Raw genomic sequence first — 25,028 nt, forward strand, 5'->3', positions numbered from 1 at the left:
AACCTCAAGCGTCGTTGAGGTCAACGTCCGCGCCTCGTCGTCCGCACCGACTGCCCCGCGGCCTGAGGGTTCCGTGCCTCCTCCCGCCCATCCGCTGCCCGTCCGTAAGCCGCCGTCCGCGCCCACGCCACCCGCCGTTGACGCGGCGCGGAGAACCTCTTCCGGTGTGACAGCGCTTCGATTCCCCGACGTCCCCCGGGGCCGCCTCCCCCGGCGCTTCCCGGTCCGGCACGCCCTGTGCGCGGTGCCGCTCGTGCTGGTCGCCGTGGCCGCGGTGCGGCACCGCTCGGTGCTCGCCGAGGGCTTCGGCCAGTTGCGCACCGCCTCCTGGCCGTGGCTGCTGGCGGCGGCCGCCGCGACCTGCCTGACCTGGGTGGCGGCCGCGTGCACCCGGCAGGGCGCGGTGGTGCAGCCGCTGCCGAAGAAGCGGCTGCTGGTGACCCAGTTCGCGGCGGGCGCTGCCAACCACCTGCTGCCGACGGGGCTCGGCGCGAGCGCGGTGAACCTGCGCTTCATGACGGTGTGCGGGGTGCCGCCGGCCCGCTCCTCGGCTGCGCTGGCCCTGTACCTGCTGGCGGAGAGCGTGGGCCGGCTGGGCCTGCTGGCCGCGCTGCTGGTCGCCTTCCCCGACGCGCTGCGGCCGGGCACGCTGCTGCCCGCGGGCTCCGGGCCGCCGCTGCTGTCCGGCGGCTCCGCGCTGGTACCGGCCGTCGCGGGCACGCTGGTGCTGCTCGCGGCCGCGCTGGCCTTCGTGGGGCGGCTGCGCCGGGCCGTGTGCGCCTTCCTGCGGGACGCGCTGGGCGAGGCGCGGTCGGTGCACACGCGGCCGGCCCGGGCGCTGGCCCTGTGGGGCGGCTCGCTGGCGTTCCCGGCCTGTCAGGCGGCCGGTCTCGCCGCGGTGGGCCGGGCGCTGGACCTGCCGGTGCCGCCGGCGCACATGGCGCTGGCGTATCTCGCGGCGACGGTCGCGGTGGCGCTGGTGCCGACGCCGGGCGGGATCGGCTCGGTGGAGGCGGCGCTGATCGTGGCGCTGGTCGCGGCGGGCGGCCCGGCGGCGGTGGCCACGGCGGTGGTGCTGGCCTACCGCGTCATCACCGTGTGGCTGCCGCTGGTGCCGGGGGCGGTGACGCTGGGGGCGCTGGTGCGGCTGAAGGTCATCTGAGGCAGAGTGGCCCTTCGAACCGCCGCCCCCGCCGTCCCCCGAAGAGGAGCACCGCCGTGCCGGTCCGCGTGGAGCGCAGGGAACACGTCACCACGGTCGTGCTGTCCCGTCCCGAGGCGCGCAACGCGGTCGACGGGCCGACGGCCGCCGCGCTCGCCGACGCCTTCCGGGCCTTCGAGGCCGACGACGACGCCCGGGTGGCGGTGCTGTGGGGCGAGGGGGGCACGTTCTGCGCGGGCGCCGACCTGAAGGCGGTCGGCACGGAGCGGGGCAACCGGGTCGCGGAGAACGGTGACGGTCCGATGGGGCCGACCCGGATGCGGCTGTCGAAGCCGGTGATCGCGGCCGTCGCGGGGCACGCCGTCGCGGGCGGCCTCGAACTGGCGCTGTGGTGCGATCTGCGGGTCGCCGAGGAGGACGCCGTCTTCGGGGTGTTCTGCCGCCGCTGGGGCGTCCCGCTGATCGACGGCGGGACGGTACGGCTGCCCCGGCTGATCGGCACCAGCAGGGCCATGGACATGATCCTGACCGGCCGCCCGGTCCCGGCCCGCGAGGCCCACGACATCGGCCTCGCCAACCGTGTGGTGCCCACGGGCCGCGCCCGGGCCGAGGCCGAGGAACTCGCGGCGGCCATCGCCCGGTTCCCGCAGGCGTGTCTGCGCGGGGACCGGGCCTCGGTGCTGGACCAGGACGGGCTGGCCGAGGAGACGGCGATGCGCGGTGAACTCCGCCACGGCGTCGCCGTGCTGGCCGAGGGCCTCGAGGGCGCGGCGCGGTTCGCGGGCGGCGCGGGGCGGCACGGGTCCTTCACGGAGCTCTGAGGGCTCCGGGGCCGGTGCCGGCGGGACCGGCCGGCCCCGGTGGCCCCGGGCACGGCAGGGTGCGGCACCGCGGGGTCCGGCTCGACGCGTCCGGCGGGTGGCGGCCGGATCGCCCCCCCGGTGAACAACTGCGCGTCGTAGAAGTCGAGTTGACATCGACGGCACGGCGCGGACGACACCCCGACAGTGACCGCCGACCTTGTGGCTGATCCTCGACCACCGCTTCGGGGAGGGCCGTTGCCCCGCGCACCGCGTCCGCGATCAGGCCGAACTCCCCGAGGGCATCGTCTGATCCGCGCCCTCCCGGTGCCGACCGGGCCGCCGGATACGGCAGGATGAACGATCGCGCCGCCCGCCGACGACATCGGCGGCCGGCGCGATCGCACATGTACGGACATCGAGCAGGTGGCAACGTGACGAGACTTCACTCCAGGCTCCGCACCGCATCTTCGCGCCCCGGAGGTGACCGGTGAACCGTGCGCTGACCATGCACGACCTGGTCCTCGCCGGCATCGCCGCGGCCGCGGGGCTGCTGCTGGCCTTCCTGTCCCGCACGGTGCTGCGCTGGCTGGCCAAGCACGCGAAGCGGACCCGCTGGAGCGGTGACGACGTCATCGTGGACGCGCTGCGCTCCGTCGTGCCGTGGGCGGCGATCGCGGGCGGCGCGGCGGCGGCCGCCGCGGTGCTGCCGCTCACCCGGACCGTCCGGCACCACACCGACCAGTTCCTGGAGGTGTGGTTGATCCTCGTGGTGACGGTGTCCGCGGCCCGGGTGATCGCGGGCCTGGTCCAGTCGGTGACCCAGTCCCGCTCGGGCGTGGCCGGTTCGGCCACCATCTTCGTGAACATCACCCGGGTGCTGGTGCTGGCGATCGGCTTCCTGGTGGTGCTGCAGACGCTCGGCGTGTCCATCGCGCCCCTGCTCACCGCCCTGGGCGTCGGCGGCCTGGCCGTCGCGCTGGCCCTGCAGGACACCCTCGCCAACCTCTTCGCGGGCATCCACATCCTCGCCTCCAAGACCGTGCAGCCGGGCGACTACATCCGGCTCAGCAGCGGCGAGGAGGGCTATGTGGTGGACATCAACTGGCGCCAGACGACGGTCCGTCAGCTCTCCAACAACCTGGTCGTCATCCCCAACGGCCAGCTCGCGAAGACCAACATGACCAACTACACGCGTCCCGAGCAGCAGTTGACGATCCTGGTGCAGGTGGGCGTGAGCTACGACAGCGACCTGGACCACGTCGAGCGCGTCACCCACGAGGTGATCGCCGAGACGATGACCGGGGTCGCCGGCGCCGTTCCGGACCACGAGCCCGCGATCCGCTTCCACACCTTCGGCGACTCGCGCATCGGCTTCACGGTGATCCTGGGCGTGGGCGAGTTCAGCGACCAGTACCGCATCAAGCACGAGTTCATCAAGAGCCTGCACCGCCGCTACCGCGCGGAGGGCATCCGCATCCCGTCCCCGGTCAGGACGGTGGCCCTGCAGCAGGGCGCGGTGGTGATACCGCAGCAGCGCAGCGTTGAGGAGCCGGCGCCGGCCGTCTCCGAGTAGGCCCCGGGGGCGGCGGTCGGCATATCCTCGAAGGGCCATGACCTCTCCGCCGCCGGACCCGGCCGCCCGCTCCCTCGACGAACGGCTCGACGCGATCGCGCGCGAGCCGTTCCGGGCGAGGTTCCACCTGCGCGGCCGGGAGCTGGCCATCGCCGGCGAGAAGGGACCGGCGACCATCCGGTGGCACGCCTTCGACCTGGTCGCCGAGCGGCTGGCCCCGGCGCGGCCGCGCAAGGACGGGCGGCAGACGCCGTACCGGGGGCATCCGGTGTTCGTCGCCCAGCACGCCACCGCGACGTGCTGCCGGAACTGCCTCCAGCGCCGGCACGGGATTCCCCGCGGGCGGGAGCTGAGCCGCGCCGAGCAGGTGTACGTCGTGGACGTGATCTGCCGGTGGATCGAGCGCGAGGTGGCGGGCGGCGCCGGGCCGGGCGCCGCCCGCCACGGCTGATCAGAGCGTGGCCGAGTTCTCGTGCCAGTGGCCGCCGCGCCTGCTGTGCGGGGCCGCGAAGGACGAGGCGACCGGGTTCACCGTCCAGTCGGGGTGGCCGGGCATCCGCGGGGTCTTCGTCCCGTAGAGCCAGTCGCGCAGGAAGCCGGACTGGTCCTGCCCGGAGACCTCGGAGGCGACGTCGATGTAGTCGGCGGTGCTCGCCGAGCAGTCGCGGAAGCGCTCCAGGAAGGCGCGCTCGACGGCGGTGAACACCTGCTCGCCGACGAGCTGCCGGAATGCGTACAGCACGAGGACGCCGCCCAGGTAGCGCTGGCTGTCGAAGAGGTTGGTCTCGTTCGGGGCGGCCACCGGGCCGGAATCGTGGCGCCACTGGTCGCCGCGCGCGTAGGTGTCCTTCATCCGGGCTTCCATGGTGGTCAGGCCGAGGGAGTCGGCCCAGCCGCGCTCGTAGCGGTAGAGCAGCCCGTAGAAGTCCGCGTGGCCCTCGTTCAGCCACAGGTCGGCCCAGGTGGCGGGGCTGACCAGGTTGCCGAACCAGGAGTGGACCAGCTCGTGCATCATGTGCGAGCCGATGCTCCGCTCCGGCTGGAGCAGGAAGTTCGGCTTGTACAGGGTGAGGGTCTGCGTCTCCAGGCCGGTGAAGTCGAAGGCCGCGGGGTCGTCGGAGTTGCACGGCAGCAGGCCGTACGTCTCGAACGGGTAGGCGCCCAGCCGGTCCTCCAGCCAGGTCACCAGGCCGGGGGTGAGGGCGAGCGCCGGTTCCAGGGCTGCGGCGCGGGCGGCGGGCACGACATCGCGCAGCGGCAGGCCGTGCGGGCCCTGGCGGTCCTTGACCACGTAGTCGCCGACGGTGATCTGCACCAGCTCGGTGGCCATCGGGGAGGCCGAGCGGTACGAGTACGCCGTGCGGTCGCCGCTGAGCGTCTCGGTGCCGGTGAGCAGCCCGTTCGCCACCGCGCGCAGGCCGTTCGGGACCGTGAGGCGGAAGGTGAAGTGCGCCTTGTCCGAGGGGTGGTCGTTGCACGGGAAGACGGTGTGCGCGGAGTTCGGCTGCGGGCAGGTCGCGAAGCCGTCGGGGGTGGGCACCCAGGCGGTGTGGGCGAGGGCGCGGCGCGGGTCGGCGGAGTAGGCCACGGTCACGGTGGCCGACGCGCCCGGCCGCAGGGTCCTGGCGGGCGTGACGCGCAGCTTCTCGTCGGCCTGCGCGAAGGAGGCGGCGGCGCCGTCGACGGACACGCTCCGGATGTCGAGGCCGAGGGCGTCCAGCGAGAAGCGGCTGAGCGGGCGGTCGGCGCGTATGCGCACGGTGGCCGTGGCGTCGACCGTCCTGGCGGTGGCGTCGTAGGCCAGGTCCAGGTGGTAGGACGTGGCGCGGTAGCCCTTGTTGCCGAGGGTGGGGAACACGGGGTCGTCGAGGGTCTCGGGGCCGGGGGCGGCCGCCGTGCGGGCCGCCCCGTGCGCCGTCGCGCCGGGGCCGGAGGGGCGGGCCTGGGCCGGGGAGCCCGTCGTCAGCGCCGCGGCCGTGCCGATCAGCGCGGCCGCGGGGGCCGTCACTCGGGTGCGATATCTCATGGTCCGCTTTCGTTCGGGCGGCCGGGTGGTCGGTTCCGGCCGCCGGTCGGAGGCGATCACGCGTGGTCAGCGGTGATCGCTTGTCATGACCACATGAAGGCGGGATCGGTTGCACCCGGGCGGCACGAATTTCCGGCCGGGACCCCTGTCGAGCCGGACCCGGTCACGAGATATCTTGATGTCGAGCAATGTTGCAGACGTGGAGCGGAGCACCCGGTGACTGACTCGACCATCATCTACACCTACACAGACGAGGCCCCGGCCCTCGCGACGCACTCGTTCCTGCCGGTGATCCAGGCGTACGCCTCGCAGGCCGGTGTGCCCGTGGAGACCCGCGACATCTCGCTGGCCGGGCGCATCATCGCCGTCTTCCCGGAGTACCTGAACGAGGACCAGCGCATCCCCGACGCGCTGAGCGAGCTGGGCGAGCTGGCCAAGACGCCCGCCGCCAACATCATCAAGCTGCCGAACATCTCGGCGTCCATCCCGCAGCTCAAGGCCGCCGTCGCCGAGCTGCAGGGCAAGGGCTACGCGCTGCCGGACTACCCGGACGACCCCAAGTCGGACGAGGAGCGCGAGATCCGCGCCCGGTACGACAAGATCAAGGGCTCGGCGGTGAACCCGGTCCTGCGCGAGGGCAACTCCGACCGACGCGCCCCCGCCTCCGTGAAGAACTACGCCAAGACCCACCCGCACCGCATGGGCGCCTGGAGCTCCGACTCCAAGACCAACGTGGCGACGATGGGCGTGGACGACTTCCGCTCCACGGAGAAGTCCGTGGTGATCTCCGAGGCCGGCGCCCTGCGCATCGAGCTCAAGGGCGACGACGGCTCGACCACCGTGCTGCGCGAGTCGGTGCCGGTCCTCGCGGGCGAGGTCGTCGACGCCTCCGTGATGCGCGTCGGCGCGCTGCGCGAGTTCCTGACCGCGCAGGTCGCCCGGGCCAAGGAGGAGGGCGTCCTGTTCTCCGTGCACCTGAAGGCCACGATGATGAAGGTCTCCGACCCGATCGTCTTCGGCCACGTGGTGCGCGCCTTCTTCCCGAAGACGTTCGCGAAGTACGGCGAGACCTTCGCCGCCGCCGGCCTGACCCCGAACGACGGCCTGGGCGGCATCCTCAAGGGCATCGAGTCGCTGCCCGAGGGCGCCGAGATCAAGGCCTCCTTCGACGCCGAGCTGGCCGAGGGCCCGGCGCTGGCCATGGTCGACTCCGACAAGGGCATCACCAACCTGCACGTGCCGTCCGACGTCATCGTCGACGCCTCGATGCCGGCCATGATCCGCACCTCCGGTCACATGTGGGGCCCGGACGGCCAGGAGGCCGACACCCTCGCGGTGCTGCCGGACTCCTCGTACGCCGGCGTCTACCAGGCCGTGATCGAGGACTGCCGCGCCAACGGCGCCTACGACCCGTCGACCATGGGCTCCGTCCCGAACGTCGGTCTGATGGCGCAGAAGGCCGAGGAGTACGGCAGCCACGACAAGACCTTCGAGATCCCGGTCACCGGCACCGTCCGCCTGGTCGACCAGGCCGGTGACGTCGTGATCGAGCAGGCGGTCTCCGCCGGCGACATCTTCCGCGCCTGCCAGACCAAGGACGCGCCGATCAAGGACTGGGTGAAGCTGGCCGTCACCCGCGCCCGCGCCACCGGCGACCCGGCCGTCTTTTGGCTGGACGCCACCCGCGCCCACGACGCCAACCTGATCGCCAAGGTCGAGCAGTACCTGCCGGAGCACGACACCGAGGGCCTGGACATCCGGATCCTGTCGCCGGTCGAGGCCACCAAGCTGTCGGTGGAGCGCATCCGCCGCGGCGAGAACACCATCTCGGTCACCGGCAACGTGCTGCGCGACTACCTGACCGACCTGTTCCCGATCCTGGAGCTGGGCACCAGCGCCAAGATGCTGTCGGTCGTCCCGCTGATGGCGGGCGGCGGCCTGTTCGAGACCGGCGCCGGCGGCTCCGCGCCGAAGCACGTGCAGCAGCTCGTCAAGGAGAACTACCTGCGCTGGGACTCCCTGGGCGAGTTCTTCGCCCTGGTGCCGTCCCTGGAGCAGTACGCGGCGGCCACCGGCAACACCCGCGCCAAGGTCCTCGCCGACACCCTCGACCGCGCCACGGCGACGTTCCTCAACGAGGACAAGTCCCCGACCCGTCGCCTCGGCGGCATCGACAACCGCGGCAGCCACTTCTACCTGTCCCTGTACTGGGCGCAGGAGCTGGCCGGCCAGAGCGACGACGCCGACCTGGCGAAGGCGTTCGCCCCGCTCGCCGAGACCCTCGCGGCCGACGAGCAGAAGATCGTCGACGAGCTGATCGCCGTGCAGGGCAAGCCGGCCGACATCGGCGGCTACTTCCAGCCGGAGAAGGCCAAGGCGGACGCGGTCATGCGCCCGTCGGCCACCTGGAACTCGGCTCTCGCGTCGCTGAGCTGACGCCCGCGGCGCACCAGCCGCACCGTCGAGTGATCCTCCGCCCCGGCCGGTTCCCCCGGCCGGGGCGGAGGCGTGCCGGGAGCCGGTGCGCCGGCGCGTCCGTCCCGGTCCGCCGCCCGGCGGGAGCCGGTGCGGAGGGCGTTGTCAGTGCCGTGTGGCACCTTGATCACACACCGTCCGGCCGACGCCCATGGAGCAGCCCGTGCCCCCGTACGCCCCCTCGTTCGAACTCCTGCCCGGCGCCGCCGAGTCGCCCGTGCTGCTGCACGTGCCGCACTCGTCGCGGGCGATACCGGCCGACGTCCGTGAGGGGATCGTGCTGGACGACGCGGCGCTGGAGCGGGAGCTGGACCACATCACCGACGCGCACACCGCGCGGATCGCGGAGCGGGCGGCGGCCCTCGCCGGGGTCACCCCCTGGCGGTTCGTCAACCGGCTGTCCCGGCTGGTCGTGGACCCCGAGCGGTTCCCGGACGAGCGGGAGGAGATGCTCGCCGTGGGCATGGGGGCCGTGTACACCGCGACCACGCACCGCGGAGTGCTGCGCTCCCCGGACACCGACCCCGGACCGCTGGTCGAGCGGTACTTCCGGCCGTACGCGCGCGCGATGACCGAGGCGGTCGCCGGACGGCTGGCCGCGACCGGGCGCGCGATCGTGATCGACGTGCACTCCTATCCGCGCGAGGCCCTGCCGTACGAGCTGCACGGGGCCGGTCCGCGGCCGCCCGTGTGCCTGGGCACGGACGCCTTCCACACGCCGTCCCGGCTGCGCGAGGCGGCGCTGCGGGCGTTCGCCGGGTGCGGGGAGACGGGGCTGGACAGCCCGTTCAGCGGGACCTACGTGCCGCTGGAGTACTACGGGCGCGAGGCGCGGGTGAGTGCGCTGATGGTGGAGATCCGCCGGGACACCTACATGACCGAGCCCGGCGGCCCCGCCGGACCGGGTGTCGAGGACCTGGCCGGGGCGCTGGCCGCGCTCGTGGACGCCGTCTAGCCGCGCGGCCGGCCCCGGCGCGGGCGCGGGCCCTCCGGCTGGAGCACTCCCGCAGGACACCGGGCGGGGCGCGTACGAAGGTGGTGGGCATGACGGAGGAGATCACGCTCACCGGCCCGGCCGCACCGCCCGAGCGGGACTGGCCGCCGCCCGTGCGGGACTGGCTGCCGCTCGACCTGGACGGGACGGACTTCGACCCGGTCCTCGCCGGGCTCATGCGCGAAGGCCCGCTGACCCGCGTCCGGCTGCCGTTCGGCGAGGGGTGGGCGTGGCTCGCCACCCGCTACGAGGACGTGAAGCTGATCACCAACGATCCGCGCTTCGGCCGCGCCGAGGTGACCCGCCGTCAGGTCACCCGGCTCGCCCCGGACTTCTCGCCCCGCCCGGGCTCGCTGGCCTGGGCCGACCAGCCCGAGCACAACCGGCTGCGCAGGCCGGTCGCCGGCGCCTTCACGGTGAGCGCCATGAAGCGGCTGCGGCCCCGCGCGCAGCGGATCCTGGACGGGCTGGTGGACGGCGTCGTACGGGACGGGCCGCCCGCGGACCTGGTCGAGCGGGTGCTGGAGCCGTTCCCGATCACGGTCGTCAGCGAGGTCATGGGCGTGCCGCCCGCCGACCGTGAGCAGGTGCACGCCTGGACCCGGCAGATCATCTCCACCTCCGGCGGCGCCGAGGCCGCCCAGGCCGCGAAGACGGGCCTGTACGGCTGGATCACCACGGCCGTCCGGTCCCGCGCGCACAGCACGGACGAGGACGTCTACGCGCTGCTCGGCGCCGCCGTGTCCCGGGGCGAGATCAGCGAGGAGGAGGCCGTCGGTCTCGCCGGGCCGCTGCAGATCGGCGGCGAGGCGGTCACCCACAACTGCGGCCAGATGCTGTTCCTGATGCTGACCCGCCCGGAGCTGATGGAGCGCGTCCGCAGCCGCCCCGACGCGCGCGGCCCGGTCCTGGACGAACTGCTGCGCCACATCCCGCACCGCAGCACGGTCGGGCTCGCCCGGATCGCCCTGGAGGACGTCGAGGTCGCCGGCCACCGGATCGCGGCGGGTGAACCGGTCTACGTGTCCTACCTCGCCGCAAACCGCGATCCGGCCGTCTTCCCCGACCCCGACCGCATCGACCCGGACCGGCACCCCAACCCGCACCTGGCCTTCGGCAACGGCCCGCACTACTGCACCGGCGCCGTCCTCGCCCGGCTCCAGACCGAGCTGCTCGTCGACACCCTCCTGGACCGGCTGCCCGCCCTGCGCCTCGCCGTCCCGCCGGACGAGGTCCGGTGGCGGCACAAGACGATGATCCGCGGCCCGCGCACCCTGCCCGTCACATGGTGACCGGCGTGCGCGGGCCGCACACGGCCTAGGTCGTGTCCGCAAAGTCGCGTCGTTCGCCCGCAGGGCGGGCGTCGCGGCGTCCGGTGCGTGCTCTGGGCGTGCCGGCCGGATGCCCTCGTACTGGGTGTACTCGGGCTTTCGGCCGGTGCGGCGAGAGTGCGTGCCGGGCGTCGTGACGCAGACGCGACTTTGCGGACACGGCCCAGGGCCTGTCTGACGATTCGCGTCGTCGCCCGAAGGGCGGCCGCGCGGCGTCAGGTGCGTGCTCTCGGCGGGCCGGCTCCAGGGCCGTGTACTGGACGTACTCGGGTCTGGGGCCGGTGCGGCGAGAGTGCGTGCATGGCGTCGCGCGGCAGGCGGGAATCGTCAGACAGGCCCTAGGCCCGCAGCCACTCCGTGACGACGACCTGGCCGCCGGTGCGCAGCCGCAGGGCGAACGGGCCGGCCGGCGGGGTGTCGCTGGTGAAGCGGCCGAGGGTGTCGACCGCGACGGGGCGGGCCGCCAGGGGGCCGCCCAGGACCTCGACGCGGGCCGGGCCCGGGGGCAGCACCTGGCCGATCAGTCCCTCGCCGGTGACCTCGACGTCCACGGTCAGGCCGCCCGCTCGGAAGGTCAGCATCCGCGGCGCGTCCGGCATTCCCCTGACGGGCAGCGCGTCCACCAGCGAGTCGAAGGTCAGCTCGGCGATGTCGCCGTCCAGGTCGTGCAGCGCGTAGGCGCCCAGGGCGATCTGGCGCAGCTCGGCCGGGACCGGGTCCAGCGCGGCGGCCGCCCGGCGCAGTTCCTCCTCCAGCAGGTCCCCGTCGATCCCGGTGTCGTCGAACCCGGCGTCGTCGAAGCCCTCCTCGGGGAAGGCGTCGTCGTGGGCGCCGCTCATGCCGCCTCCCGTGCGTCCATCCGGGCCCGCAGCCGGCGCAGACAGCGCTGGCGCAGCGGGCCGATGCTGCCGACCGCGATGCCGAGCGCGACCGATACCTCCAGATAGCTCGGCGGCGGCGAGGCCATCAGCACCCGCAGCAACTGCCGGCACCGCTCGCCGAGCGCCTCGAACTCCTGCCAGAGCCGGCGGATCCGCTCCGCCTGCGCGGCCTCCTCCTCGGAGTCGATCAGCGACTGCTCCGGGGTCCGTTCCTCGCTGGCCCGGTCCAGCACCTGCGGATCGTCCGTCAGGGTCAGCCGGGCCAGCCCCTTGAGCACCTTCAGGCACTCGTTGCGGGCGGTGCTGGCGAGCCAGGAGCCCGCCTTGTCCGGTTCCCGGAGGCGGTGGAGGTGCTGGGCGAAGCGGAACCACACGGTCTGGTAGACCTCGTGCGCGTCGGCGTCGGAGAGCCGGTGTGCGCGCACCACCGACCACACCAGCGGACTCAGTCCCTCCACCAGCGCCTTCCAGGCCCCCGCGTCGCCGTCGACCGCGGACCGGACCAGCGCGCCGACCTCTGTTCGGTCCACGGCTCCACCCCTCGTGTACGGCACGTCATCGTACGCCGTGGAGGTGAGCGTTCCGGCCCTCATACCGGCCGGACCGGGATCGCGACGGGGGTCGGCCGCCAGGTGGACGGCCGGAGCACCGGTACGTGCGCCCCGCGCACCTCGGCGGACTCGGTGACGGTCGCGAGCAGTCGGGCCCGGGCCGCGCGGGGGTCGCGCTCCTTGTGCGCCGTCATGTGGGCGGCGACGAGCCCGGCGACGACCGGGGTGGCGAAGGAGGTGCCGCTCCACTGCGCGAGGCCTTCGAACATCACCTGCTCGGGTTTGCCGGCGCCGCTCTCGCCCGCCTCGCTCAGCACGCCGGTGTGCCGCGGGTACTGGCAGGTGCAGACGTACCCGCAGTCGTACCGGCAGGCGTCGTAGGTGGAGTGCTGGTAGACGTACGGCACGGGTGCGCGGAAGCCGGTGAGGGCGCTGGTGAGGCGCTCGCCGGGGGCGTAGACCCGCACCCAGGGGCCGTGGTTGCTGAAGCAGGCGCCCGACTCGCCGTCACCGCGCAGCGCGCCGACCGACAGCACGCAGTCCTCGTACTCCGGCAGCGCGGCGTAGGCGGCCGGCCAGAACGGGTTGTCGCTGGCGTTGTTGCCCGCGGCGGCGACCAGCAGGGTGCCCTGCTCGCGCAGTTCGCGCATGAAGGCGTCGAGGCCGAGCAGGCCGTCGGCGCGGCCGTTGGACGTGCCGGCCGAGAGGCTGATGATGTCGGGCCAGCCGCCCTGGTCGACGGCCTCGAAGAGTCTGGCGCCGAACTCCGACTCCAGGACGGCGCCCGCGTCGGCGAGCGTGCCGCGCACGGTGACGTCGGTGTTGGGGGCGACGGCCGCGACGATCCCGGCGATGAACGTGCCGTGCCCGACGTACTGCCGCAGCACACCGTCCGGACCGGTCTCGCTGACCTGCGGGTCGCCGGTGGTGTGGGCGAGCAGCGGGTAGGAGCCGTGATCGTGCACGAGGCCGGTGTCGACGACGAGGACGCCGACGGCGGTGTCCGGGTCGTACGGGGCGTCCACCGGGCCGGGGTTGGGACGCGCACCGCGCGGCGCGGGGACGGGTTCGTCCCCGGGGCAGGCGTTGACCGCGATGTGCACGACGTGGTTGCGGCTGACCAGGCGGCGGCCCTGACGGCCCTCGGCCTCGCGCAGGGCGCCCAGGGCGTGCGGGACGACGTCCTCGCCGAGGGTGGGGTCGCCGACCCGGATCCGGGTGACGCCGGTGCGGTTGGCCGCCGGGCCGGTCCGGCGCACATGGTCCGGGACCAGGCCGCGCGTCTCGGTGAAGTGGCCGCGCACGGTGTCCTCGACCAGCCGGGCCTCCTCGCCGTCGCGGGCGAGGACGACGCCCTTCTCGTAGAGGAACTCCGCGGCGTCGTCCGGCCCCATGGCCAGCGCGGTGCCGGGCATCGCGCGCTGGATGTGGTCGAACTGCTCGTGGAATCGCCGAGGTGCCATGGTGAGTCCTCCCCCTGAGACGGTGTCCGACAGTCAGAGTCGCCCGCCGGCCGGTTGATACAGCTTGACGCAGCCGGCCGGCGCGCGAGTACGGCCCCGAGTGGCGACGGCGAACCCGTGGGGCGGGTTTGCGCAGGCCACTACCATGCGAGGGGTGACAGCGGGAAGCGACTCGGTCCTCGAACTGCTGCCCATGGTGTTCGCCGATCCGGGCGAGGCACGGGCGCGGGCGGAGCACGTGCTGCGGACCGGCCCGCCCCCACTGAACGCCAGCGTCGCGCACCAGGTGCTCGGCATCTGGCAGCGGGACTTCGGCGACCTCCGGGTCGCCCTTGGCCATCTGCGCCGGGCCCGGGACCTGGCCGCGCGCGCCGAGTCGGCGGAGCGGGAGGCGGACGTGCTCGCGACCCTGGGGGTCGCATTGGTGCACGCGGGGCGCACCCGGCAAGGGCTCGCGGCGTTCGAGCGGGGGGTCGCGCGGGGCGGCGGACACACCAGGGCGCGGGTGCGGTACCGGCGGGCCTACGTGTGGTGGGTGCTGGGGCACCACCGGGAGGCGCTGGAGGACGTACGGCGGGCGCTTCCGGCCCTGCGGCAGGCCCGCGACGGGATCTGGACCGCGCGGGCGCTGACCCTGCGGGCCACGGTGCATCTGGCGCTGGGGGCGGTGGACCGGGCGGTCGCCGACTTCACGGCGGCGGAGCGGCTGTGGGACACCACCGGCCAGGAGCACGACAAGGCGGACGCGGTGGAGAGCCGGGGCCTCGCCGCGTTCCGCTCCGGGGACATCCCGGCCGCGCTGCGGCTGCTGGACGAGGCCGAGGAGCGGTACGCCAAGCTCGGCACGCCCACCTTCATGCTGTCCGTGCGGCGCTGCGAGGTGCTGATGGCCGCCGGGCTCGCCCCCGAGTCGCTGGCCGAGGCGGACACCGCGATCGCGCTGCTGGACCGGATCGGCGGTCAGTCCACCCGCAAGGCGGAACTGCTGCTGGCCGCCGCGCGCGCGGCCCGCTCGGCCGGGAAGGCGGACGTCGCGACCGACCGTGCGGCCCACGCGGTACGGCTGTTCGCCAGGCAGCGGCGGACCTGGTGGGAGACGCACGCACGGCTGGTGCTCACCGAGGCGCGGGCGGCGGCGGGGCCCGGGTCGGGCCGGCTGGTGGCGGACGCGGCGCGGGTCGCCGAGCGGCTGGCCGCCTTCGGGTCGCCGGCGGCGCCGGAGGCCTCGCTGCTCGCCGGGCGGATCGCGCTGGCGCTGGGCCGGACGGCCGACGCGGAGCGGCATCTGGCGGCCGCCGCGCGCAGCCGGTACTCCGGTCCGCCGCCGGCCAGGGTGACGGGCTGGGTGGCGCAGGCGCTGCGCGCCCGGGCGGCCGGTTCCGGACGGGGTGTGCTGCAGGCGTGCCGGCGGGGCCTGGCCGTGCTCGACGACCACCGGATGACGCTCGGCGCCTCCGAGCTGCGCGCCCGTGCCACCGCGCAGGGGGCGGAACTGGCCGCGCTGGCCCAGGAGGTGAGCCTGGCGCACGGCGGCCCGCGGCGGCTGCTGGAGTGGAGCGAGCGCTGGCGGGCGACCGTGCTGGCCGCGCCGCCCGCCCGGCCGCCCGCCGATCCGGCGCTGCTCGGCGGCATCACCGCCTACCGGGAGATAGCGGCCCGCGCGGAGGAGGCGCGGATGGAGGGCCGCCCGGTGCCGACTTTGGAGCGCGAACAGCGGCGGCTGGAACGGGAGATCCGCTCCCGCACCCACCACATGCGCGGCGACGCGCCCGGCGCCGGCGGCCGCTTCGACACGGCCCGGCTGCTGGACCGGCTCGGGGACGCGCGGCTGGTCGAACTCGCCGTGGTGGACGGGCGGGTGCACATCCTGCTCTGCGGGCGGGGCCGGGTCCGGCGGTTCGCGGGCGGGGTGCTCGCGGAGGCGGTCGCCGAGGCCGAGCACGTGCAGGCGGGGCTGCGCCGGCTCGCGCATCCGGGCGGTGAGGCGCGGCTGCCGCTGGTGGAGGCGGCGGGCCGGCGCCTGGAGGAACTGCTGCTGGGCGGTGCCGCGGCGCACCTGGGGTCCGGCCCGGTGGTGATCGTGCCGCCGGGCGCGCTGCACCGGGTGCCGTGGGCGCTGCTGCCCGCGCTGCGGGAGCGGGTGCTCAGCGTGTCGCCGTCGGCGGGCAGTTGGCTGCGGGCCCGGGAGACAGCGCCGCCGCGCGGCGGCCGGCATGTGCTGGTCCGCGGCCCGGGCCTGGCCACCGGCGGCGCCGAGGTGCCCGAGCTGGCCGGCCGGTACGGCGCGGCGACGGTGCTCGAGGGGCCGTCGGCCGAGGTGCCCCGGGTGCTGGAGCATCTGGACGGCGCGGCCCTCGCGCATATCGCCGCGCACGGTACGTTCCGTGCGGACAGTCCGCTGTTCTCCGCGCTGCGGATGGCCGACGGCCCGCTGATCGTCCACGACTTCGAGCGCCTGGCCCGCAGCCCCTACCGGATCATCCTCTCCAGCTGCGACACCGCCCGGCTCGCCTCGGTCGGCGCGGACGAACTGCTCGGGCTGGTCACCGCGTTGCTGCCGCTGGGCACGGCCGGGGTGGTGGCGAGCAGCGCGCCGGTCAACGACGCTGCGGTGGTGCCGCTGATGCTCGCCCTGCACAAGGGCCTCGACGCGGGACTGTCCATGGCCGAGTCCCTCCGCGACGCCCGCGCCGCCCTGCCGGGCGACGCGGTCCACCAGGCGACGGGGTGGGCGTTCGCGGCCTTCGGGGCGGCATGACCCGGGGCGCCGGGAGTTCGAAAAGGGTGCTGTGAACGATTCACCGACCGGAGCGGGGCGCTCGGGCCGCGATGCGGCGCGGTGCGCACGCCCCGCGAGCCCACGCGGTCAGGCGGGCTCGGCCGTCGGCAGGTCGGCGAGTCCCGGCAGCGCGCCGCGGTCGCTGGCGCCGAGGCGGGCGTAGGCGCCGTACAGGTGGTTGCCGACGGTCCGGACGGAGAGGGTCAGCCGCTCGGCGATCTGCCGGTTGCTGAGGCCGGAGGCCGCGAGCGCGACGATCTGCCGCTGCCGGGCGGTGAGGTCGCCGAGGACGAGTGCGCCGAGCGCCGGGGTGCGGGCGCCCTGGCAGCGGCGGGCCAGTGCGAGTGCCCGGGTGCGGGAGAGCCGGGCGGCGCGCGGGTCGCGGTGGGCCGGTACGGCCTGGGCGTGCGCCTCGGCCGCGAACAGCAGGAAGCCGCGTTCCGCCAGCGCCCCGGCGGCCCGGTCCAGGGCGGGGCCGTCGCCGCGGGCGAGCGCGTCGGCGTGCCGGGCGAACACGCCGTCGCCCGGCAGCCGCCCGGCCACCCGCTCCGGCGCCCCCAGCCGCACGGCGTCGTAGAGCGCCAGCACCTCGTCCCCGGCGATGCGGTCCAGGGCGCTCCCGAGGTCGCCCCGTGCCGCCGCGGCCCACACCCCCGTCCCCCTGCCGTCGCCGAACTGGCACACCGCTAAGTCGAGTTCGGCACGGCACCCGGCGTCCTCCGGTTCCGCGCGCAGGCCCTCGCGGGCCCAGGCGGCCGCCTCGCGCAGCTCTCCGCGCAGCCGGGCGTACCGGGCGCGTACGGCGGCGTACCCGCCCGGGACCGGCAGCCCCTCGGCCAGCAGCCAGTCCCCGACCGGCGTCGGCACGGCCCGTACGTCGTGTCGCGCCAGCCGGCGCTCCAGAGCACCGCGTTCCGCCGTGAGAGCCGGACCGCACCGGTCCGGGGTGCGGGCCAGCCGGCGGGCCCGCAGCGGGCCCGCGGTGGCGCGCAGGACCGGACCGTGCAGAGGATGCGCGAGGGAGACCGAGCCGTGCTCGTCGACGTCGATCAGCCCTTCCTGCTCCAGGCGTTCGAGCACGTCCAGGTCGAGGCCGTCCAGGGCGAGCGGCAGGGGCTCGGCGAAGGCGAGCCGGTGCAGTGTCTCGCGCTCGTCGGCGTCGGGCCGGTCGAGGACGGCCGCCAGGCGCTCGCGGACGCTCGCGGTGACCGGGACCGGCCCCCGCCACGCCCGTCCGCCGCCGCCCGGTACGGCGCTGAGGACGCCGGAGTCGTGCAGCGCCCCCAACAGGTCGCGCAGCAGCCTCAGATCGCCCTGGCACAGCCGGTGCAGCCGGCCCGTGGTGAGCGGCTCGAGTCCGGCCGTCGCGAGGATCCGGTCGGTGTCCTCGCGGGGCAGCGGCGGCAACGGCAGGCGCGGCAGCAGCTCTCCCGTCCACAGCCGGGAGACGGCGGCGGGCGCGGGCGCGCCGTCGGTGGCGGTCACCGCCAGCCGGGTGCCGCCGTGCACGGCGAGCTGGTGCACGAGCGCGGCGGAGGCCTCGTCCAGCAGATGGGCGTCGTCCACCACGAGGAGACGCACCCCGGACAGGAGCCGCACCGCGCGGTGCAGTGAGACGGTGTCGGACAGCAGGTGCGCGAAGGCCGCGAAGCGCAGGTCCCGGGTATCGGGGGTTCCGGTCACCCGGGCGCAGTCGAGACCCCGTACCGCCTCCCTGACCAGCCGGGTCTTGCCGCGCCCGGCCGGCCCGGTCACCACGATGCCCGGCCGGCCGGCCGCCAGCGCCCGGCGGACCAGGTCCAGTTCGTCCTCCCGTCCGGTGAACGGCCAGGGCAGTTCCAGCGTCTTCGCGTCCTGTTCGTGAGTCGTCACACCAACAGGAGCGGGCCTACTCAGTTCTGATACAGGGCGACTTGAGTACCCCCCGGCTCAGGCGCCCGGCCACCGGGTACGGCACGCTGGCGGTCCAGGCCACAGTCGGGCACGGGGGGAGTGGTCGGGGGACGTCGCCTTCGGGGGAGGGAGACGTCCTCCGGCCTCGCCGTCACATCGCCGGCGGGGCCCGCCCCATGGCGCGACCGGCCCGGAAGTCCCGCTCCTACAGCAGCCGTACGGCCGGGGAAGCGGTCCGGTCGAGGTGCGCGGCGAAGGCCGGGTGGGCGGTCAGCCGCCGGGCGTGACCCCACAGCACCGGGTGGCCGGCGACGCGGCGCACGGCGGAGGCGTCGAGGCGGCGGCTGTGCACGGTGGCCAACTGGACCAGCGACGCCCACAGTTCGACGTCCGCGGCGGTCAGCCGTCCGGCGACGAGGAACTCCTCCCCCGCCAGGTACCGCTCCAGCCGGCCCAGTGTGTCCAGCAGACGACGCAGCGCGGCGGCCCGTTCGGCCGGATCGGCGTCGGCCTGCCCGGCGCGGCGCGCCGCCCGCCGGATGCCCTCGGCGCAGAGCCGCTCCACAGCCTCGATCTCGCTCTCGGCCCCGCACGGGTACAGCGAGGCACGGCCGTTCGGCCGAAGACGGTCCAGGTCGCGGAGGATCTCCGGGGCGTGTGTGCTGACGATGCGCCCGGACCAGTCGTCGCTGAGCACCGGCGCGAGGGCGGGCCCGGTGTAGTGGTGCGCGCTCGCCTCGTACAGCGGGCGCAGTGCCGAGTGGCCGCCGTCGGGCTGGTCGGGCGCCGCGGGCAGCAGGGTCACCGGACAGCTGCCGTCGAGCCCGAGCAGGCGGTGGCCGACGGCGAGGCGCAGCCCGTCGGGGGACGCGGTCGACAAATGGAGCCGGTAGCGGTGGGGCACGGCGTAGTGGCCGCTGCGCGCGTCCCGGCCGATCCCACCTCGGAAGGCGGCGGCGGGACGGCGGAGCGACGGGACGGTGGTGAGCGGAGCGATGGACATGCGTCTCCCCTGGTGCGGGCGCGCGTGGGCGGGCGCGGCGGATACGGCACGGGTGCGGCGAGGGGGCGGGCGGACCGGCTCGCGTTCAGCGGCCGGCGCGCCGGCGTCGGCGAACGGCGGCCGGTGTACGACCGTCGGTGCGCAGCGACCGGCGGGAGGAGGCGGGAGAACATCCGCCGCCTGGCCGGCGGCCGTCAGCTCAGCGCCGCCGGCTCCCGGCGGTGCGGGCCGATGGCGCTGCAGACGCGCAGCAGGTCGATGTGCAGGCGGGAGGTCAGCAGAAGCGCGCGAGGCGGCGTGCGGCCCGCTCGGCCGGCCACCGTCTCGAGGCGCGCCATGATTCCCTACCTGTCCGCTGGGATTCCTTTCCCTGGAGTGTCGGCCGGGTGCGCCACGGCGTCAAGGGACCGTCCACACGGCGGACCGGCACGGGGTCACTCGAACGCCGCACTGCGCTCGTCGGCCGGCCGGGCCGGTGCTGATGTGGAGGGACGTACCGCGCTCTGAGGAGGCCGCCGCGATGCACCGTCCGTCCCGCCCCGCACGTGTTCTCGCCTCGGCGCTGGCGACGGGGACCCTGCTGGGCACCTCCGCCTGCGCGGGCGACACCGGGACCCCGGAGGCCGCGCCCGCCACCCCGGCGGCGAAGCGGTCCCCGTCGTCCCCGTCCGTGTCCTCCCTGTCCCCGTCCTCCCCCTCGCCGACCACCCCGTCCGCGTCGGCGTCGCGGGCGCTGACCACGAACGGGGCGAAGGCCGCGCTGATCACCGAGGCCGACCTCGAGGACGGGTGGACGCAGGTGAACAACGCGTCGAGCTGGCGCGACAAGCTGCTGGCCGGCAAGGTCGACGTCGCCTCGTTCCTGAACGGCAGGACCAGCTCCCAGGACTGCCAGAAGCTGCTGGACAGCCTGTACTCGGACACCCTGCTGGGCCGGCCGGTGGGGGCGTCGGCGCTCACCGGCTTCACCCAGGGCGACGCCCGGCTGCTGTACCAGGTGGGCGACTACGGCAAGGGATCGCTGGAGAAGTCCCTGGACTGGATGAAGAGCCTCCCCGACACCTGCGACCAGTTCACCGTGACCGGCACGGACGGCGGCAAGCGGACCGTGCAGGTCGTGAGCAGTCCGCTGCCCGCCGCGGGGGACGGCAGGCAGGGCCTCACCCTGACGGTGCAGGGCACCTCGAACGGGGAGCCCGTCACGCTCAAGCTGGACGTGGCCGCCGTGCGGGTCGGGTCCTCGGGGATCCTCGTCACCAACGGCGGCCCGTCCGGCGTCGATCACGACAGCACGGAGACGGCGGTCCAGCAGGGCACCCAGCGGCTGCAGCAGGTGCTCGCCGGCAAGACCCCCTCCCCGACCCCGAGCACGCTGGACTGACGTCCCGCGCTCCACCCGTGCGCCGCCCGGCGCGGTTGCCGCGCCCCGGCCGCGGTGATCCACTCGAATCAGTGGGTCCGGCCGTACGGAGCAACCCGCCCGACATCCGACGAGGCACCGCGCATGACGCGGCCCGTCGGTCCGCGGGAGAAGCCGGGCCGCTCGCCGACGGTCGTCCGCCGTGCGGCCGGGACGTGGGGCGGCGTGCTGGGAAGGAACGCGGTAATGCCCTCTGCAGCCACGATCAACCGACCCACCCCGATACCTCCCGCAGCCCGCGCCAACTGCCCGTCGACGCCAACCCGGGCGCCGCGTACGACCGGACCGTCCGGGACGGACACGCGCGGAAGTACCGGCGTTCGGGTCAGTCTGGGCGGCGGGTCTTCGCGGACATGCGGAAGGGGCCGTGTCGGATCACTCCGACACGGCCCCTGACCTGCGTGCTCACAAGTCGGGACGACAGGATTTGAACCTGCGACCCCTTGACCCCCAGTCAAGTGCGCTACCAAGCTGCGCCACGTCCCGTTGTCCCACGCGGTCCTGCCGCGTGATCACGCAGGTCAACCCTACCGCACCGGGGCGGGTGCCCTCACCGCCCGGGTCCGGCCCGGGGGCCGCCGGGGTGGTGCCGGCCGGGGCGCGCGACGAAGTGTCCTCCCGCCGGGCCGGATGCCGCACACACTGTCCACGGCCGGGCGGCGGCGCCGCTGGTTAGGGTCGCCGCATGACGCACAGCCTCGCTCTCCACGTCCCCGACGCCGAACTCGAACCCGAGCCGCTCGACCCGGAGCAGATCGTCTCCGGGAACCCGGAGGTGACGGGCAAGGTGGTGTGGGAGTCGGCGGACGGCCGGCGGATCCGCGGGGTCTGGCAGATCACGCCCGGCGTGGTCACCGACACCGAGGCGGACGAGCTGTTCGTGGTGGTCAGCGGGTCCGCGACGATCGAGGTCGAGGACGGTCCCACGCTCCGGGTGGGGCCCGGCGACATGGCCGTGCTGCGCGCGGGCGACCGTACGACGTGGACCGTGCACGAGACGCTGCGCAAGGCCTACGCCATCGATCTGTGAGCGGGGGCCGGGCGGCCGCGCCCGCATTGACACGCCCGCCATGTCCGCACAAAGGTGGCCGAGGCAGGGGTTGAACCGGTCCGGGCATGAGCAGAGGTGCTGGCATGGTGGATGCGCTCGGTGTCGCCGTCGTCGGTTTCGGCTGGATGGGCCGGGTGCACACCCGGGCGTACGCCCGTGTCGGGCACCACTATCCGCGGCTGCCGCTGCGCCCCGAGCTGCTGACGGTCGCCGAGGAGGCGCCGGGCCTGGCCGAGGAGGCCGCCGAGCGCTACGGGTTCGCCCGCGCCACCCGTGACTGGCGCGAGGTGGCCGCCGACCCGCGGGTGCGGGCGGTGAGCGTCACCGTGCCGAACTTCCTGCACCGGGAGATCGGGGTGGCGATGGCCGAGGCCGGCAAGCACCTGTGGATCGAGAAGCCGGTGGGCCTGACCGGCGCGGACGCCCGTGCCGTCGCCGACGCGGTCGCCGGGGCCGGCGTCCAGGGCGCGGTCGGCTTCAACTACCGCAACGCGCCCGCCGTGGAGGCCGCCCGCGACCTGATCGCCGACGGCGGGATCGGCGCGGTCACCCATGCCCGCATCCGTCTGTTCAGCGACTACGCCGCCCACCCGGACGGCGCCCTCACCTGGCGCTACGAGCGTGCGCGCGGCGGCAGCGGAGTGCTCGGCGACCTGGCCTCGCACGGCGCGGACCTGGCCCGCTTTCTGGTCGGCGACATCACCTCCCTCAGCGCCGACACGGCCGTCTTCGTGCCCGAACGGGCCCGTCCGACGGGCGCCACCGCCGGCCACGAGCGGGCCCACGGCGGCGAGCCGGGGCCGGTCGAGAACGAGGACTACGTCGGCTGTCTGCTGCGGTTCGCCTCCGGCGCCCGCGGGGTGCTGGAGGCCTGCCGGGTCTCGGTCGGCGAGCAGAACGGCTACGGCTTCGAGGTGCACGGCACGCGGGGCGCGGTCTTCTGGGACTTCCGCAGGATGAACGAGCTGGCGGTGAGCCGCGGCACGACGTACCAGGACCAGCCGGTGAGCACGGTGTACGTCGGGCCGGACGCCGGTGAGTTCGCCGCGTTCCAGCCGGGCGCGGCCAACGCGATGGGCTACGACGATCTGAAGGTCATCGAGGCGTACCGCTTCCTGCGCTCCGTCGCCGAGGGCCGGCCGTACGGCGCCACCCTCGCGGACGCGGTGCGCGCGGCCGCGGTGCTGGACGCCATGGCGCTGTCGGCCGGGAGCCGGACGTGGGTCGACCTGCCGCCCGGGCCGGTGGTCGGCTGAGCCCGGACCGCACCGGGGCGGCCTCGACCGGCGCGCCCCTCGCCCCACCGCACCCAAGGAGCTGCCCTCACATGCGCATCGGAATCCTCGGCCTCGGCCGCATCGGCGCCTTCCACGCCGAGACCCTCGCGGGGCTGGACGCCGTCGAATCGCTCGTCGTCGCCGACCCGTTCGCCGACGCGGCGAGAGCCGCCGCCGAGCGGTTCGGCGCCCGGATCGCGGACTCACCGCAGTCGCTGCTCGCGGCGGGCGTGGACGGTCTGGTCGTCGCGGCGGCGACGGACGCCCATCCGGCGCTGATCCGGGCCGGGGTCGAGGCCGGCGTCCCGGTGTTCTGCGAGAAGCCGGTCGCCCGCACCATGGCGGAGGGTCTGGAGGTGCTCGACGCCGTCCGGGGCGGCGGGGTGCCGGTGCAGATCGGCTTCAACCGCCGGTTCGACGCGGGTTTCTCGGCCGCCCGGGCCGCGGTGCGCGGGGGCGAGCTGGGCAAGCTGCACTCGGTCCGCTGCACGACGCTGGACCCCGCGCCGCCGCCCGCCGCGTACATCGCCGCCTCCGGCGGCATCTTCCGCGACTGCGCCGTCCACGACTTCGACGTCGTCCGCTGGGTGACCGGCCGCGAGGTCACCGAGGTGTACGCGGCCGGCGGCAACCGGGGCGCCGGGCACATCAGGGAGGCGGGCGACGCGGACACCACCGGCGCGGTCCTCACCCTGGACGACGGCACTCTCGCGATGGTCTCCAACTCCCGCCACAACGGACGTGGTTACGACGTCCGCATGGAGCTGCTCGGCTTCGAGGACTCCCTCGCGGTCGGCCTGGAGGACAAGCTGCCGCTGCGGTCGGCCGAGCCCGGGGCGGTCTTCCCGTCCGGGGTCCCGCACGACTTCTTCATGGACCGCTTCGCCGCCGCCTACCGCGCCGAACTCGCCACCTTCACCGAGGTGGTGGCGGGCGCCCGCCCCTCCCCCTGCACGGTCGAGGACGCGCTGGAGGCGGGCTGGATCGCCGAGGCGTGCACCCTGTCCCTCCGCGAGCACCGGCCCGTGACGGTCGACGAGGTGCGGGCGGGCTGACCGCGCCGTGTCCGCTCGGGCCGGTCACTGAGCCGCCCGCCGCTCAGAGGCAGTACCTGACCAGCCATTCGTCGGGGTCGTAGGCGTCGCGTGCCGGGTCCCTGGGCACGGCGGGCCGCGTCTCCACCGTGTCCTCGGGCCGGACCCGCTGCGGCAGCGTGCCGAACCGGGCACGGCGCGCGGTCGCGGCGCCGTCCGGCGCCGGCTTCCCGTCGCCGGTCCGGCGCTCGCGGCCCGCGTTCGGCTCGTTCGTCCCGTCAGGCGTGTCCGGCTGGTGCGCCTCGTTCGTCAACTCGGCCTCCCCGTGAGCCCGTACCGACCCGTACACCCCTAGGGACGCACGCCCCCGGTCGTCCGGTTGCGTGCGCGGCGCCGTCAGCCGGTCTCCTCCGGCACGCCGGCCGCCGGTGCGGTGAGGTCCTCGGCCTCCGGCAGCCCGTCGACGTCCACCCCGCGCACCTGGGCCAGTTCGTGCTTGAGCGCGGCGAGTTCGGCACCGCCCGCCATGTGGTTGGTCAGCTCCTCGAGGGTGATCCCGGCGCGTTCGGCGCTGAGTTCGAGGGTGCCGAGGCGCAGCACGCTGAAGTGGTCGCCGACCATGTAGGCGTGGTGCGGGTTGTGGGTGATGAAGACGACGCCGAGGCCGCGGTCGCGGGCGGCGGCGATGTACTTCAGGACCACGCCCGACTGCTTGACGCCGAGGGCCGCCGTCGGCTCGTCCAGGATCAGCACACGGGCGCCGAAGTGGACGGCACGGGCGATGGCCACACACTGCCGCTGGCCGCCGGAGAGGGTGCCGATGGGCTGCTCCAGGTCGTCCAGGACGATGCCCATGTTCCGCAGTTCCCGGTCGCAGGTCGCCTTCATGCCGGCGATGTCCAGGCGCCGGACGGGCCAGGGCCCCCTGGTCCGCTCGGAGCCGAGGAAGAAGTTCCGCCACACCGGCATGAGGGGGACGGTGGCGAGGTCCTGGTAGACGGCGGCGATGCCGCGGTCGAGAGCCTCGCGCGGGGTGCCGAAGCGCACCGGCCTGCCGTCCACCAGGAACTCGCCCTCGGTGTGCCGGTGCAGACCGGAGATGATCTTGATGAGGGTGGACTTCCCGGCGCCGTTGTCCCCGAGGACGCAGGTCACCCGGCCCTGGTGGATCTCGAGGTCGACGCCGTGCAGGGCGCGGACGTTGCCGTAGGACTTGCCCGCGCCGCGCAGCTCGACGACCGGGCCGTCCGCGGCGGGCGCGGCGTCCCGCTGGGACGTGCCGTCGGTTCCGGTTCCGTTCGTGGTCATCGAA

21 protein-coding genes and 1 tRNA gene are annotated in these 25,028 nt (G+C 74.8%); 12 read left to right on the forward strand and 10 right to left on the reverse strand.

Going from position 1 to position 25,028, the window contains the following annotated elements; genetic code table 11:
* Positions 1-166: 166 nt before the first annotated feature.
* From ACZ7JA_RS24295 to ACZ7JA_RS24310, 4 genes are all read left to right on the forward strand, one after another.
* The gene (locus tag ACZ7JA_RS24295; RefSeq protein ID WP_470810394.1) at positions 167-1,162 is read left to right on the forward strand and encodes a lysylphosphatidylglycerol synthase transmembrane domain-containing protein; all 996 of its coding nucleotides are present in this window, start codon (positions 167-169) and stop codon (positions 1,160-1,162) included.
* Positions 1,163-1,218: 56 nt separating this feature from the next.
* Positions 1,219-1,983, forward strand: a complete 765-nt coding sequence (locus ACZ7JA_RS24300; protein ID WP_470810398.1) for a crotonase/enoyl-CoA hydratase family protein — start codon at positions 1,219-1,221, stop codon at positions 1,981-1,983.
* A 469-nt stretch (positions 1,984-2,452) separates the two neighbouring features.
* The gene (locus tag ACZ7JA_RS24305) at positions 2,453-3,538 is read left to right on the forward strand and encodes a mechanosensitive ion channel family protein (protein ID WP_389301373.1); all 1,086 of its coding nucleotides are present in this window, start codon (positions 2,453-2,455) and stop codon (positions 3,536-3,538) included.
* 37 nt (positions 3,539-3,575) lie between these two features.
* The gene (locus ACZ7JA_RS24310) at positions 3,576-3,989 is read left to right on the forward strand and encodes a DUF4186 domain-containing protein (RefSeq protein WP_351668121.1); all 414 of its coding nucleotides are present in this window, start codon (positions 3,576-3,578) and stop codon (positions 3,987-3,989) included.
* Here the strand turns inward: ACZ7JA_RS24310 and ACZ7JA_RS24315 are convergent, their stop codons facing one another.
* The gene (locus tag ACZ7JA_RS24315; RefSeq protein WP_389301370.1) at positions 3,990-5,546 is read right to left on the reverse strand and encodes a M1 family metallopeptidase; all 1,557 of its coding nucleotides are present in this window, start codon (positions 5,544-5,546) and stop codon (positions 3,990-3,992) included. It lies immediately after the preceding gene.
* Between the two features lie 234 nt (positions 5,547-5,780).
* Between ACZ7JA_RS24315 and ACZ7JA_RS24320 the strand changes: the two genes are divergently transcribed.
* The 3 genes from ACZ7JA_RS24320 to ACZ7JA_RS24330 all read left to right on the forward strand — a co-directional run bounded on the left by ACZ7JA_RS24320 (position 5,781) and on the right by ACZ7JA_RS24330 (position 10,325).
* Positions 5,781-8,000: an NADP-dependent isocitrate dehydrogenase gene (locus ACZ7JA_RS24320; RefSeq protein WP_351668125.1), complete on the forward strand. Its 2,220-nt coding sequence runs from the start codon at positions 5,781-5,783 to the stop codon at positions 7,998-8,000.
* Between the two features lie 190 nt (positions 8,001-8,190).
* Positions 8,191-8,994 carry an N-formylglutamate amidohydrolase gene (locus tag ACZ7JA_RS24325; RefSeq protein ID WP_450752392.1) on the forward strand — a complete coding sequence of 268 codons (804 nt, stop codon included), beginning with the start codon at positions 8,191-8,193 and terminating at the stop codon, positions 8,992-8,994.
* Between the two features lie 89 nt (positions 8,995-9,083).
* The gene (locus ACZ7JA_RS24330; protein WP_389301363.1) at positions 9,084-10,325 is read left to right on the forward strand and encodes a cytochrome P450; all 1,242 of its coding nucleotides are present in this window, start codon (positions 9,084-9,086) and stop codon (positions 10,323-10,325) included.
* 377 nt (positions 10,326-10,702) lie between these two features.
* Here the strand turns inward: ACZ7JA_RS24330 and ACZ7JA_RS24335 are convergent, their stop codons facing one another.
* The 3 genes from ACZ7JA_RS24335 to ACZ7JA_RS24345 are packed head-to-tail and all read right to left on the reverse strand — an operon-like array spanning position 10,703 to position 13,259.
* Positions 10,703-11,203, reverse strand: a complete 501-nt coding sequence (locus ACZ7JA_RS24335; RefSeq protein ID WP_351668408.1) for a hypothetical protein — start codon at positions 11,201-11,203, stop codon at positions 10,703-10,705.
* Entirely contained in the window at positions 11,200-11,838 is a 639-nt protein-coding gene (locus ACZ7JA_RS24340) for an RNA polymerase sigma factor (protein ID WP_470810404.1), read from the reverse strand. Before ACZ7JA_RS24340 ends, ACZ7JA_RS24335 begins: the two co-directional genes overlap by 4 nt.
* On the reverse strand, positions 11,835-13,259 hold the full coding sequence (locus ACZ7JA_RS24345; protein ID WP_389301359.1) for a S8/S53 family peptidase: 1,425 nt from the start codon (positions 13,257-13,259) through the stop codon (positions 11,835-11,837). The genes ACZ7JA_RS24340 and ACZ7JA_RS24345 overlap by 4 nt, the downstream gene beginning before the upstream one ends.
* Before the next feature lie 145 nt (positions 13,260-13,404).
* Here ACZ7JA_RS24345 and ACZ7JA_RS24350 point away from each other — a divergent pair, with 145 nt between their 5' ends.
* Positions 13,405-16,017 carry a CHAT domain-containing protein gene (locus ACZ7JA_RS24350; protein ID WP_470810410.1) on the forward strand — a complete coding sequence of 871 codons (2,613 nt, stop codon included), beginning with the start codon at positions 13,405-13,407 and terminating at the stop codon, positions 16,015-16,017.
* A 108-nt stretch (positions 16,018-16,125) separates the two neighbouring features.
* On the opposite strand, the gene ACZ7JA_RS24355 is transcribed toward ACZ7JA_RS24350, so the two are convergent.
* The 3 genes from ACZ7JA_RS24355 to ACZ7JA_RS24365 all read right to left on the reverse strand — a co-directional run bounded on the left by ACZ7JA_RS24355 (position 16,126) and on the right by ACZ7JA_RS24365 (position 19,272).
* Positions 16,126-17,910 (reverse strand): LuxR family transcriptional regulator AbsR2, encoded by a 1,785-nt coding sequence (locus tag ACZ7JA_RS24355; protein ID WP_470810412.1) that lies wholly within the window; start codon positions 17,908-17,910, stop codon positions 16,126-16,128.
* Positions 17,911-18,136: 226 nt separating this feature from the next.
* Entirely contained in the window at positions 18,137-18,934 is a 798-nt protein-coding gene (locus ACZ7JA_RS24360) for a glutathione S-transferase C-terminal domain-containing protein (protein WP_470810414.1), read from the reverse strand.
* A 194-nt stretch (positions 18,935-19,128) separates the two neighbouring features.
* Complete coding sequence (locus ACZ7JA_RS24365) at positions 19,129-19,272, reverse strand: hypothetical protein (protein ID WP_351668402.1); 144 nt, start codon at positions 19,270-19,272, stop codon at positions 19,129-19,131.
* A gap of 182 nt (positions 19,273-19,454) precedes the next feature.
* Between ACZ7JA_RS24365 and ACZ7JA_RS24370 the strand changes: the two genes are divergently transcribed.
* Positions 19,455-20,315: a hypothetical protein gene (locus ACZ7JA_RS24370; RefSeq protein WP_470810417.1), complete on the forward strand. Its 861-nt coding sequence runs from the start codon at positions 19,455-19,457 to the stop codon at positions 20,313-20,315.
* A 451-nt stretch (positions 20,316-20,766) separates the two neighbouring features.
* Here the strand turns inward: ACZ7JA_RS24370 and ACZ7JA_RS24375 are convergent.
* Positions 20,767-20,840, reverse strand: a tRNA-Pro gene (locus ACZ7JA_RS24375).
* A 199-nt stretch (positions 20,841-21,039) separates the two neighbouring features.
* Here ACZ7JA_RS24375 and ACZ7JA_RS24380 point away from each other — a divergent pair.
* The 3 genes from ACZ7JA_RS24380 (at position 21,040) to ACZ7JA_RS24390 (ending at position 23,737) form a co-directional block, all read left to right on the forward strand.
* Positions 21,040-21,384, forward strand: coding sequence for a cupin domain-containing protein (locus tag ACZ7JA_RS24380; protein WP_351668400.1), 345 nt, complete (start codon positions 21,040-21,042; stop codon positions 21,382-21,384).
* 104 nt (positions 21,385-21,488) lie between these two features.
* Positions 21,489-22,661, forward strand: a complete 1,173-nt coding sequence (locus ACZ7JA_RS24385; RefSeq protein WP_470810420.1) for a Gfo/Idh/MocA family protein — start codon at positions 21,489-21,491, stop codon at positions 22,659-22,661.
* Between the two features lie 71 nt (positions 22,662-22,732).
* Positions 22,733-23,737: a Gfo/Idh/MocA family protein gene (locus ACZ7JA_RS24390; RefSeq protein ID WP_470810422.1), complete on the forward strand. Its 1,005-nt coding sequence runs from the start codon at positions 22,733-22,735 to the stop codon at positions 23,735-23,737.
* A gap of 43 nt (positions 23,738-23,780) precedes the next feature.
* On the opposite strand, the gene ACZ7JA_RS24395 is transcribed toward ACZ7JA_RS24390, so the two are convergent.
* Positions 23,781-24,029 (reverse strand): hypothetical protein, encoded by a 249-nt coding sequence (locus tag ACZ7JA_RS24395; RefSeq protein WP_351668420.1) that lies wholly within the window; start codon positions 24,027-24,029, stop codon positions 23,781-23,783.
* Positions 24,030-24,112: 83 nt separating this feature from the next.
* Positions 24,113-25,024 (reverse strand): ATP-binding cassette domain-containing protein, encoded by a 912-nt coding sequence (locus ACZ7JA_RS24400; protein WP_389301340.1) that lies wholly within the window; start codon positions 25,022-25,024, stop codon positions 24,113-24,115.
* Between the last annotated feature and the right edge of the window lie 4 nt (positions 25,025-25,028).

This window comes from Streptomyces sp. NPDC038135 (genome assembly GCF_055601245.1).